The 11,559-nt window shown below is 64.2% G+C and carries 11 protein-coding genes and 1 tRNA gene; 3 read left to right on the top strand and 9 right to left on the bottom strand.

Annotation, left to right across the window (positions count from 1 at the left end; translation table 11 throughout):
- The first annotated feature begins 183 nt into the window (after positions 1 to 183).
- From ABEA06_RS01725 to ABEA06_RS01715, 3 genes are all read left to right on the top strand, one after another.
- A tRNA-Val gene (locus ABEA06_RS01725) sits at positions 184 to 259 on the top strand.
- Positions 260 to 392: 133 nt separating this feature from the next.
- Complete coding sequence (locus ABEA06_RS01720) at positions 393 to 1,070, top strand: YoaK family protein (RefSeq protein ID WP_345310355.1); 678 nt, start codon at positions 393 to 395, stop codon at positions 1,068 to 1,070.
- 128 nt (positions 1,071 to 1,198) lie between these two features.
- Entirely contained in the window at positions 1,199 to 1,864 is a 666-nt protein-coding gene (locus ABEA06_RS01715; protein WP_312395311.1) for a histidine phosphatase family protein, read from the top strand.
- Positions 1,865 to 1,887: 23 nt separating this feature from the next.
- On the opposite strand, the gene ABEA06_RS01710 is transcribed toward ABEA06_RS01715, so the two are convergent.
- The 9 genes from ABEA06_RS01710 to ABEA06_RS01670 form a co-directional block, all read right to left on the bottom strand.
- Positions 1,888 to 2,460 carry a hypothetical protein gene (locus ABEA06_RS01710; protein WP_345310354.1) on the bottom strand — a complete coding sequence of 191 codons (573 nt, stop codon included), beginning with the start codon at positions 2,458 to 2,460 and terminating at the stop codon, positions 1,888 to 1,890.
- Between the two features lie 58 nt (positions 2,461 to 2,518).
- Positions 2,519 to 3,181: a transcriptional regulator NrdR gene (nrdR, locus tag ABEA06_RS01705; protein WP_303382860.1), complete on the bottom strand. Its 663-nt coding sequence runs from the start codon at positions 3,179 to 3,181 to the stop codon at positions 2,519 to 2,521.
- A 3-nt stretch (positions 3,182 to 3,184) separates the two neighbouring features.
- Positions 3,185 to 4,564, bottom strand: a complete 1,380-nt coding sequence (gene hisD / locus ABEA06_RS01700) for a histidinol dehydrogenase (protein ID WP_345310353.1) — start codon at positions 4,562 to 4,564, stop codon at positions 3,185 to 3,187.
- Positions 4,565 to 4,643: 79 nt separating this feature from the next.
- On the bottom strand, positions 4,644 to 8,138 hold the full coding sequence (dnaE, locus tag ABEA06_RS01695) for a DNA polymerase III subunit alpha (RefSeq protein WP_425559484.1): 3,495 nt from the start codon (positions 8,136 to 8,138) through the stop codon (positions 4,644 to 4,646).
- Positions 8,139 to 8,342: 204 nt separating this feature from the next.
- Positions 8,343 to 9,320 (bottom strand): RluA family pseudouridine synthase, encoded by a 978-nt coding sequence (locus ABEA06_RS01690; protein WP_345310351.1) that lies wholly within the window; start codon positions 9,318 to 9,320, stop codon positions 8,343 to 8,345.
- Positions 9,313 to 9,915, bottom strand: coding sequence for a signal peptidase II (lspA, locus tag ABEA06_RS01685; RefSeq protein ID WP_396415689.1), 603 nt, complete (start codon positions 9,913 to 9,915; stop codon positions 9,313 to 9,315). The genes ABEA06_RS01690 and lspA overlap by 8 nt, the downstream gene beginning before the upstream one ends.
- Before the next feature lie 6 nt (positions 9,916 to 9,921).
- Positions 9,922 to 10,608: a DivIVA domain-containing protein gene (locus ABEA06_RS01680; RefSeq protein WP_345310350.1), complete on the bottom strand. Its 687-nt coding sequence runs from the start codon at positions 10,606 to 10,608 to the stop codon at positions 9,922 to 9,924.
- Between the two features lie 120 nt (positions 10,609 to 10,728).
- Positions 10,729 to 11,025, bottom strand: coding sequence for a YggT family protein (locus tag ABEA06_RS01675; protein ID WP_303382865.1), 297 nt, complete (start codon positions 11,023 to 11,025; stop codon positions 10,729 to 10,731).
- A gap of 2 nt (positions 11,026 to 11,027) precedes the next feature.
- Positions 11,028 to 11,552 carry a cell division protein SepF gene (locus ABEA06_RS01670; protein ID WP_345310349.1) on the bottom strand — a complete coding sequence of 175 codons (525 nt, stop codon included), beginning with the start codon at positions 11,550 to 11,552 and terminating at the stop codon, positions 11,028 to 11,030.
- Positions 11,553 to 11,559 lie beyond the last annotated feature (7 nt).

Raw genomic sequence — 11,559 nt, 5'->3', positions numbered from 1 at the left:
CAACTTCTGCACTGTCGAATGGCTCACAACCCGTTGACGCACCAGCCCGGTGGCGGGCGGATACGTGATCAACTACACACACCGGACGTTCGGTCGCGGCTACCAGGAATTACGTACGTGCAGGTAGGCTATACCCCAATCGGGTGCTGGCAGCTGGATCAGTTATGCCCACCCGATTATAAAGGGCCTTTAGCTCAGCTGGTAGAGCGCTACGTTTACACCGTAGATGTCATCGGTTCGATCCCGGTAGGGCCCACCAGATGGTGGACACGGCCACCAGGGACCGGTCAGCACGGTCTCACTGCGGTCTCCCCTCGAGGGAGGCCGCTTTTTTCGTGGGGAGCTCACCCCGTGAGAGCTCCCCACGTCGACCACGGGAGGGACGGACGGGCATGGAAGGGTATCGCCTCGGAGAGCGAGCGTTGGCGTGGTATCTCTCCTCGATCACCGGGTTCATCGACGCTCTGGGGTTCCTCTACCTGGGCGGGTTCTTCCTGTCCTTCATGTCGGGTAACACCACCCGAATGACCACCGCGGCCGTGGAGGGCAGCTGGGATGTTGCGTGGCGAGCTGCCGGGGTCATGGCCTTGTTCCTCACGGGAGTCATGATCGGCTCCCTCATCAGCCGTGTGGCCCATCGTCGCCTCCCGCCCACCCGACCCAGGGAAGCCGTCCTCCTGTTCGTGTGTTTCACCGTCTCCGTGGCCTCGGTCTGGGTGGCATTAGGACACGGTCTCCTAGCCGTGCTCAGTTTGTCATTCACCGTGGGCGCCATGAACAGCATTTTCGAACGGGACGGTGAGGTGTCCATTTCGCTCACATACATGACCGGCACCCTGGTCAAGATGTCCCAGCGGTTCGTGGGCGCGTTCTTCGGGGGCAGTCACCGGGCATGGTTACGGTACTTCATCCTGTGGCTCTCGCTGGTCATCGGCGCCGTGCTGGGCGGCCTGTGCTACGTCACCATCGGGATCAAATCGGTGTGGGTGGTGTCCGCCCTGGTGCTGCTGGGTACCACAACGGCCTTGATCAACAGGCAACGACGACGTCGCCTGGGGCTCCCCGTCTAGCCATCCCCGTCACCCGCCGCCTCTTGCTGACCGCGGACACCCGATTGTCCTCGGCGCTCACGGGTGCACTAGCGTGAACCGAAGCACCCTGTGGTTGCTACTTACCTGCGGAAAGGCGAGAAATTCTCGTGCGGCTCATTCTCGTTCGACACGGTCAAACCAGCTCCAATGTGGGTCAGCACTTGGACACCGCGGTCCCCGGTGCCGACCTCACCGATCTCGGGCGCGAACAGGCCGAAGCGCTGGTGGACGCCCTGGGGCGTGAATCAGTCCGGAGAATATTCGTGTCCGATCTCGTGAGGACCCAGCAGACCGCCGCTCCCCTGGCCGAGCACTTCGGACTGGAGCCGACCGTGCGGGCAAGTCTCCGGGAAATCTCGGCGGGTGATCTGGAAATGGCCAACGACGAGGAATCGATTCAAACCTACGTCCGCACCGCCGTGGGGTGGTCCGCGGGTGATTGGAACGCTCGGGTCCCGGGCTCGGAAGAAAATGGTCACGACGTGATCCGGCGATTTGACGCTGTCGTGTCGGAGGCCGCCCACGGCCCAGGTGACGGAGAGGTCGCCATTCTCGTGTCACACGGCGCCATTATTCGCGCCTGGACCGCGGCCCGGTGCGAGAACGTCGATGTGGACTTCGTGGCGCACAACGCGCTTTCCAACACCGGTGCCGTGGTGATCGAGGGCTCCGACGAGCGCTGGGTAGTGACCCACTGGCAGGAGCAGGCCCTGGGCGGCGCACCGCTCGAGGACCCCGCAACCGACGGCGCGGCGGCGGATCCCGTTCGCTGAATGCGCAGATCGAAGAAGCCGGCCTACAGGTGTGTTTCGTCGATCCAGCGATTGAACTTCATGCGCAGCGCACGGTCCAACCCGGCAAGGACGCCACCGATCTGCAGCGTGATGTTCAACCAGTTGGGCAGTTGAAAGGTTGGCACGTAGACGTCGAAGATCCGGCCCACGACATTCAGAATCTCCGGAACCTGCGTGAGTAGCGCCAACATCAACACGATCCACGAGCACATCGAAATAATCCTGTCCGGCCCCGGGTAATTGGCCGCAAACCGCGCGCGCCGGTCCTCGCCCGTGCCCGGGCTCGGACGAAAGGTCTCCGAGGTTCCAGCGCTCGAGCGAACGAGCCGGACGTACCGCATCCCGTAGAGCGACAACGCCGCCTCCACCGTTGCTTGGCAATCCACGGGGAGCCTGACCGGTGACGAGCCTGCGGCCACGAAATCACCGTCCCGATACAGGCGGATCCGCTCGGAGAAGTCGAAGTAGTCCACATCCGCCACCAGAAGCGTCCCCTGGTACTCCAGCTCGAAGGTCGAACGCCAGAGCCAGTCCCACTTCTTGTAGGGCGGAAGATGTTCCGGGTCCTTGACCACGCTGGTTCCCTTCCGTGCGGGTGACTTCTGTTACCCAGGGTAGGTGAGAGTACCCGAGCTACAGCAACCGCGGCTGCGTGGCCGTTTCCTGCTGCTTCTTGGCGGCGCGTTTGCGCCGGGGCTTGGGTTCGCTCTCCTCCGCCTCACCAGCCGGGGCCGGCAACGACGTTGCGGCGGTGCCCGACACGGGTTTGCGCGCCGAGCGGCGTCGTGCGGCAGGAGCGGTGTGGCGCCGCGAGGTGTCCGGGACCAAGGTTTGCTGACCGGCCAATTCCGCTTGCTGATCACGCAACACATCAATGGCTCGCTCGAAGTCTTCGAGGCCTTCGAACGCCTGATACACGGACGCGAACCGGAGGTAGGCCACGACATCCAGTCGCCGTAGCGGGGTGAGAATCGCCAGGCCCACATCGTGGGCGTCGATCTCGGCGGAGCCCGAGGCGCGCACCGATTCTTCGACTTCTTGGGCGAGCATCGCCAGGTCGTCCTCGCTCACGGGACGGCCTTGGCACGCCTTGCGCACACCGTTGACAATGTTTTGACGGTCGAACGGCTCCGTGACACCGGAGCGCTTGATCACCGAGATCGACGTGGTTTCCAACGTGGAGAAGCGGCGCCCGCACTCCGTGCATTGGCGGCGGCGGCGGATCGCCGTACCGTCGTCGGTGGTGCGGGAATCGACCACCTTGGAGTCATTGTGTCGGCAGAACGGGCAGTGCACGGGTCAGCCTTTCCGGCCGGATGTTTCGGAGCGGATGGTCACAGCGCGCGCGTGAGCCGGCAGATCTTCGCTCGTGGCCAGCGCCACGATGTCATCCTCGAGTTCGGCCAACGCGTCCTGGTTGTACTCGATGACCTGCACGGCCTTCATGAACGACGCCGCCTGCAGACCCGAATTGAAGACCGCGGTGCCACCCGTGGGTAACACGTGATTGGAGCCGGCCGCGTAATCGCCCAGCGGCACGGGACTGTAGGAGCCAATGAAGATCGCACCGGCGTTGCGCACACGAGCGGCCACCTCACGGGCATTCTCCGTGTGGATCTCGAGGTGCTCCGCGGCGTACGCATCGGCCACCTCGATGGCACGGTCCAGGTTGTCCGTCAGCACCACACCGGACTGGGGACCGCGCAGGGCGATCCCTATGCGTTCGTGGTGCTTGGCGTCCGCCACCTGGGTGGCGAGCTCGGCCTCGACCGCATGGGCCAGCGGGGCGGAATCGGTGATCAGCACCGAGCCCGCATCCGGATCGTGTTCGGCCTGGGAAATCAGGTCGGCCGCAACGAAACGCGGGTCCGCGGTGGCGTCAGCGATGATGGCGATCTCGGTGGTGCCGGCCTCGGCATCCACACCCACCATGGAGCGCAGCTGACGTTTGGCCATCGCCACGAAGATGTTGCCGGGACCGGTCACGGTGTTCACCGGTTCCAGGACGTCCTCGCCGTCGGTCAGCCCATATGCCATGGCCGCTAGCGACTGCGCGCCGCCAATGGCCCAGACCTCGTCCACCTCGAGCAAACCGGCGGCGGCCAGGATCACGGGGTGCGGAAGCCCCCCGAAATTCTTTTGCGGCGGAGTGCACAGCACCACGGACTCCACACCCGCTGCCTGAGCGGGCACGACGTTCATGATCACCGACGACGGGTACACGGCCAGGCCCCCGGGAATATAGAGGCCCGCGCGCTTGACCGGGGTCCAGCGATGGTTCAGCACGGCACCCGGGGCGATCTCCACCTCGACGTCCGCCGGGCGCTGGGCCGTGGCGAATCGACGAGTGCGCTCAATCGCCGTTTCCAAACCCTTGCGCACCGCGGGATCCAGCTCGCGCACGGCCTTCTGGATCTCTGCCGGGTCAACCTTGATGCGGTCCTGCATCACGCGGTCGAACTTCTGGGCGTACTCGCGGACGGCCGCCGCGCCGTTGGACCGGACGTTGTCGATGATCGAACGCACACTGGCTTCCGCTTCGGCCACGGACGACGCCGTTTGCCTCGGTACCGCATGACGCAGCTCGTTCCAGCTCAGGTGCTGTCCGCGCAGGTCGATGACCCGCAGGAAGCCGGAGGGAGTGGTTGCGGTTGCGGAATCCAGGGTTTGTTCAGTCACCCTGCCATTCTACAAGCGCACGGCGGATCGCCCGGGCACCCAGAACCTGGACGGCCCGGCCGCGAGAACCACGAGCCGATCAGGCTTCCAGGCAGGCCGGACCCAACAGCACCTTGAGGTCACCGAACAGCGCCGGCGTGGGATTGACCCGATGCTCGGGTCCTAGCCGCAGCACCTGGAGTGAGCGGTGGGTGTCCAAGTGGATGCGGACCTCGGACTCGCCGCGATGGTTGCGCAGCACCTCGCCAATCTGGCGGATGGTGGCCTCCGTGGCGCGGTGCTCGGGCAGCGCCACGCACACGGGACCGGAGGTACCGTCCATGCTGAGCTCCGGAACGGTGAGTTCCTGGGCGGAGATCGAGATGGAACCGTCGTCACGGCGCTGCATGCGTCCCTTGATCACGCAGATCAGGTCCTCCGTGAGCACCCCGGCAATGGGCGCGTACGCCTTGCCGAAGAACATGATCTCAATGGACCCCGAACGGTCCTCGAGCTCAATCCGCGCGTAAGCGTTACCGGAGGTTTTGGCAATGCGCCGCGACAGTGATGTGATCATGCCGCCCACGGTGACAACGGCGCCGTCGGGCCGGTTGTTGTCGTCGGACAACAGCGGCTGGATGGCGGTGTCCGTGTACTGGCTCAGGGCGTCGTCGAGACCGCGCAACGGGTGATCGGACACGTAAAGGCCCAGCATTTCGCGCTCGAACGCCAACATGTCCTTGCGTTCCCACTCGGGAACGTCCGGCACCTCGACCGAGAACGTGTCCCCCTCGGGATCGTCGGAACCGCCCATGGCGAAGAGATCGAACGTGAACTCGCCGTTGTCCTCTTTCTTTTTCTGGGCGACGAAATCTTCCACGGCCTGTTCGTGACACATGACCAGTCCGCGCCGGGTATGACCGAGCTGGTCGAACGCGCCGGCCTTGATCATGGACTCGATGGTTCGCTTATTGCAGACCACCGCGGGAACCTTGGCCAGGAAGTCGTTGAAAGACGTGAAGCGTTCCTTCTCATGGCGGGCGTTGACCATGGCCTGCACCACGTTGGCACCCACGTTGCGCACGGCCCCCATGCCGAAACGGATGTCCGTGCCCACGGGAGTGAAGTTCAATGCGGACTCGTTGACGTCCGGTGGGAGCACCGTGATGCCCATGTGGCGACACTCGGTGAGGTAAAGGGCAAGTTTGTCCTTATCGTCTCCCACGGAGGTGAGCAACGCGGCCATGTACTCGGCCGGATAGTGCGCCTTGAGGAACGCGGTCCAATAGGACACCAGACCGTAGGCGGCGGAGTGTGCCTTGTTGAACGCGTAGTCGGAGAACGGGAGCAGGATGTCCCACAGTGATTTGATGGCCGCCTCGGAATACCCGCGGTCGATCATGCCCTGGTGAAAGCCCTTGTACTGCTTGTCCAGCTCGGATTTCTTTTTCTTGCCCATGGCGCGGCGCAAAATGTCGGCTTGACCCAGCGAGTAGCCGGCCACCTTCTGCGCAATCGCCATCACCTGCTCCTGATACACGATCAGGCCGTAGGTGGTGTCCAGGATCTCCGCGAGCGGTTCTTCCAGTTCCGGGTGGATGGGCGTGATTTCCTGCGCACCATTCTTCCGCAGCGCGTAATTGGTGTGCGAGTTGGCGCCCATGGGCCCCGGACGGTACAGCGCAATGGTCGCGGAGATGTCCTCGAAGTTGTCGGGGCGCATGAGCTTGAGCAGCTGGCGCATGGGGCCACCGTCCAGCTGGAACACTCCCAGGGTCTCGCCGCGGGCCAGCAGATCGTAGGACCCCTTGTCGTCCACGTTCAAATGCTCCAGATCGAGCACGAAACCGTCACGGTTGAGGGTGATGTTCTCGAGCGCGTCCGAGATGATCGTGAGGTTCCTCAGCCCCAGGAAGTCCATCTTGATCAGACCCAGGCCCTCACACGTGGGGTAGTCGAACTGCGTGATCACCTGGCCGTCCTGCTCACGGCGCATCAACGGAATGATGTCGATGAGCGGGTCCGAGGACATGATCACACCGGCCGCGTGCACACCCCACTGGCGTTTGAGCCCCTCCAGACCCTGAGCGGTTTCGAAAACCTTCATGGCTTCGGGATCATCGGCCAGGGTGTCGCGAAGCTCACCGGCTTCGTCGTAACGTTTGGCGTCCTGGTCGTAGACGTCCTTGAGTGAGATGCCCTTGCCCATGACGTCCGGCGGCATGGCCTTGGTGAGCTTCTCGCCCATGGAGAACGGGTAGCCGAGCACTCGGGAGGAGTCCTTGAGCGCCTGCTTCGCCTTGATGGTGCCGTACGTGACGATCATGGCCACGCGCTCGTCGCCGTACTTCTCGGTCACGTAGTGGATGACCTCGGAACGGCGCCGATCATCGAAGTCGACGTCGAAGTCGGGCATGGACACACGGTCCGGGTTGAGGAAGCGCTCGAAGATCAGTCCGTGCTGCAGGGGGTTGAGCTCGGTGATGCGCATGGCATACGCAACCATGGAACCGGCACCGGAACCACGCCCGGGACCCACGCGGATGCCGTTGTCCTTGGCCCAGTTGATGAAGTCGGCCACCACCAGGAAGTACCCGGGGAAGCCCATCTGGATGATGATGCCCTTCTCGTACTCCGCCTGTTTGCGCACGTCATCCGGAATGCCGCTCGGGAACCGGTAATGCAGGCCCTTCTCGACCTCCTTCACGAACCAGGATTCCTCGTTCTCGCCCTCGGGAACGGGGAAGCGAGGCATGTAGTTGGCGGAGGTGTCGAACCCCACGTTGCACCGCTCGGCGATCTCCAACGTGTTGTCACAGGCGTCCGGGAAATCGCGGAAGAGTTCACGCATTTGTTCGGGAGATTTGAGGTAGAACTCATCCGCGTCGAACTTGAAACGCTTGGGATCCTGCAGCGTGGAGCCGGATTGCACGCACAGCAGGGCCGCGTGGGATTTGGCGTCCTCCGCGTGCGTGTAATGCAGATCGTTGGTGGCCACGAGGGGCAAATTCAGCTGCTTGGCGAGTTTCAGCAGATCCTGTGTCACCCGCTTCTCGATACCCAGACCGTGGTCCATGAGCTCGCAGTAGAAGTTCTCGGCGCCGAAAATGTCGCGGTACTCCGCGGCGGCCTGGACGGCCTGATCGTACTGACCCAGTCGCAACCGGGTCTGCACCTCGCCCGAGGGGCACCCCGTGGTGGCGATCAGCCCCTTACCGTACTGGTTCAGCAGTTCACGGTCCATGCGCGGCTTGTAGAGCTGACCCTCCAGGGACGCCTTGGTCGAGGCGCGGAAGAGGTTCTGCATGCCCTCGCTCGTCTCGGCGAGCATCGTCATGTGCGTGTACGCGCCACCACCGGAAACGTCGTCACGGCCCCCGTCCGCGAACTTCACGCGGGTGCGATCCTGCCGCGCGGTGCCCGGGCTCAGGTACGCTTCCACACCGATGATCGGCTTGATCCCCGCAGAGCGAGCGCGGTTCCAGAAGTCATAGGCGCCGAACACGAACCCGTGGTCCGTGGTGGCCAGGGAATCCATGCCCTGACGGTGGCATTCCTCGAACAAATCGTCCAGGCGTGCAGCACCGTCGAGCATTGAGTACTCGGTGTGTACGTGGAGGTGGGTGAAGCCTTTTTTGCCGGTCGCCGTGGTCACCGGACCAGTCTAGGACGGGACGCCGACAACCTCACGTTCCGGCGAGCGCGAGCTACGCCTCATTCGGGCCTCGCCTACCGACCACACCCGCCACTTACCCGACGACGCCGCTGGCTCTCGCGATGGTCGAAGCTTCCGGCACGTTCAGAGTTGCGGACCGCCCTCTCGCAAGGTTTCCACGGCGAACGCAAGATCCGCTGGATAGGCGCTTTCGTACTCGACGTAGCCCCCCGTCTCGGGGTGCGCGAAGCCCAGCTTCTTGGCGTGCAACCACTGCCTGGTCAGGCCGAGGCCCGCGGACAATGCCGGGTCCGCCCCGTAGGTCAGGTCCCCGGCGCACGCGTGCTTCAGCGCCGAGAAATGCACGCGGATCTGGTGGGTGCGCCCGGTTTCCAGGTGCACCTCCACGAGAGACGCCCGGCCGAAGGCCTCCAGCACCTCGTAGTGGGTGATTGAATCGCGGCCGTCCTCGAGCACGGCGAAGCGCCACTCGTGCCCGGGGTGGCGACCAATGGGCGCATCGATCGTGCCCTTGAGCGGATCCGGAATCCCCTGCACCACCGTGTGGTACACCTTGGTCACCGTGCGCTCTTTGAAGGCGCGCTTGAGCACCGTATATGCATTCTCATTGCGGGCCACCACCATGAGCCCCGAGGTTCCCACGTCCAGGCGGTGCACGATGCCCTGCCGCTCGGGCGCACCCGAGGTCGAAATGGACACACCGGCCCCCGCCAACGCCCCGACCACGGTGGGTCCCTTCCAGCCGGGAGACGGATGGGCCGCGACGCCCGCCGGCTTGTCGACCACCACGTAGCCCGGAGTCACGTGCACCAGTTGCAGATCGGCCACGTGCTGCGGGGCGATGCGGGTCGGATCCTCCGGCACGGGAACGTCCACCGCGTACGTTTCGGATGTCTCCACCCGGTGGGACTTGGCAACGGGCCTGCCCTTGAACAGCACGCGGTCCTCGGCGCACAACTGGGTCGCCGCGGAACGGGACAGGCCGGTCCAGGCGGCCACGGCGGCGTCGGCGCGCGCACCGTCGAGGTCGTCGGACACGGTGAAGCGCTCCGACACGTACTCGGGGTCCGAGCCTGTGGGGCGGGTGCGGGAGTCAGTCATTGTCGGGGGCGGGCCTTTCGGTCTGCGATTCACGGGAGGCCTGGTCATCGGTGTCCGCCGTGCGGCGATCGGCGGGTCGTGTCATGTCCCGGTCGCCGAGGATCAGGATCATGATCACGGCGATTCCCACCACTACTCCGCAATCGGCCAGATTGAAGATCGCGAAATTCGGCACCGCGATGAAATCGACCACGTGACCCTGCCCGAAGCTGGGCTCACGCACCAGGCGGTCGGTGAGATTACCGGAGGCACCACCGAGTACCAGACCCAGCCCCACGGCCCAGATCGGGTGCCGGACCTTGCGCAGCGTGGCTGCAATGAACACGACCACGGCGGCCATGACGACCGTGAAGATCCAGGTGAAATCCGAGCCCAGGGAGAACGCGGCACCGCTGTTGCGGATGTGCTGCCACCACAACAGCCCCGGGACCACGGGGAACTGTTGACCCAGGGGTAGTTCCGCAACGACCCATAGTTTGGTGAGTTGATCAGCGGCGTAAATGAGCGCGGCCACCACCAGGGACAGAATGAGGCAGCGGCGGCCCCGCCCCGAAGGAGTGGGAGCCGCCGCTGTCTCGCGGGCTTGATGCGACACCGAGTGTTACTTGACCACGGTGCGGTTCGACGCCTTACCGGCCGGCGCGTCACTGGGCGCCAAGGAGCCGGTTGCATCGATGTCACGCAGCTGACCGTTGATGAAGTCCTTGAGGTTGCTACGGTAATCGCGCTCGAAGGTGCGCAGTTCGTTGACGGACGCCTCCAGGCGGGACTTTTCCTTCTCCAGCGAGGAAAGGGTCTCTTCCTTGGTGCGCTTGCCGTCCGACACGAGTGTGTCGGCCTGGGTGCGGCCCTCGGAGATCAGTCGTTCGCGTTCGGAACGGCCCTGCGCCACGTACTCGTCGTGGAGCTTCTGGGCCATGGCGAGCACACCCGCCGCGGACTCGGCCGATTCGGTGCTGGGCTGGGAGCCCTCTGCGACGGCCGGAGCGGTCGGAGCCGCGGCCGGGACCGGAGCTGAGGTTTCACGAACCTCCGTGGTCTCGGACTCGACCACCGGCTCCTCCGGAGCGACCGGCGCGGATGCCGCAGAATCGTCACGCTGCGCGGCAGTCACCTGGCCACCGGCGGTCTCGACCTGCTTGCGCAGGTCTTCATTCTCCTCGTTCAAACGGCGCAGTTCCGCCACGATCTCGTCCAGGAAGTCATCGACCTCGTCCTGGTCGTATCCCTCACGGAACTTGGTGGGCTGGAACCGCTTATTGATGACGTCTTCTGGTGTCAAAGTCATGTGAGTGCTTTACTCCTACTTCCAATCAAGCCGCGAATGCCAGGCCTCGGTCAAGTTATTTCACGCCAAGGATACAACTACGGCGTAACTAACGCGCGGTGAGCGGGGTGTCACCGACACTTATGCCCTCAGGAGCATTCCCCACAGGATCGACTGAATGATGCTGACCGCGAAGACCAGGATCAGGAAACCCAGGTCCAGGGCCACGCCGCCGAGCCGCAGCGGCGGGACCACCCGGCGCAACAGGTTCATGGGGGGATCCGTCACCGAGTAGATCGCCGACGCCGCCACCAGCACGATTCCCTGTGGTCGCCAGCTCCGAGCGAACATTTGCACCCAGTCCAGCACGAGTCGGCCCAGTAGCGCCACATAGACGAGGTGGACCAGCAAATACAGGACGGACAGGATCAGGCTCATGATCAGCCCTCGGCCTGACCGTAGGAGTCGGTCTCTTCATCAATGTCACTGGTGTGGCCCTGGTCTCGTACCTCCACATAGGAGGGCGTGAGCAAGAACACCTTGGCGGTGACACGTTCGATCGAACCGTGGAGGGCGAACACCAGCCCGGCCGCGAAATCCACGAGGCGCTTGGCTTCCGCCTCTCCCATGTCCGACACGTTCATGATCACGGGGGTACCGTCACGGAACGCTTCGCCAATTGACTTGGCATCGTTGTAGGAGCGGGGGTGCACAGTGGTGATGGTGCGCAATTCGCTGTCGTCCTCTCGGGAACTGGGGGCCCTTCGGATGGGTGTCACGGGGGCTCGGTATTCCGCGGAACGCCGTGCCGCGGCGCCGCTCGTTGTCTCACCGGACGCGGCGGTGGAACCGCTTGCCGGTACCTGTGTGACTTCCCGGGGACGTCCGGTCGCTTCGGAGGTGTAGTCGTCGTCGGTCTCGGCAAGGCCGAGGTAGATCATGGTACGACGCAGCGCTCCGGCCATAGTCACT

The organism is Kocuria gwangalliensis (assembly GCF_039544365.1).
GTDB classification, from domain to species: Bacteria; Actinomycetota; Actinomycetes; order Actinomycetales; family Micrococcaceae; genus Kocuria; species Kocuria gwangalliensis.
Note: the sequence above shows the minus strand (reverse complement) of the source record. Positions and strands in the feature narration are given on the sequence as shown.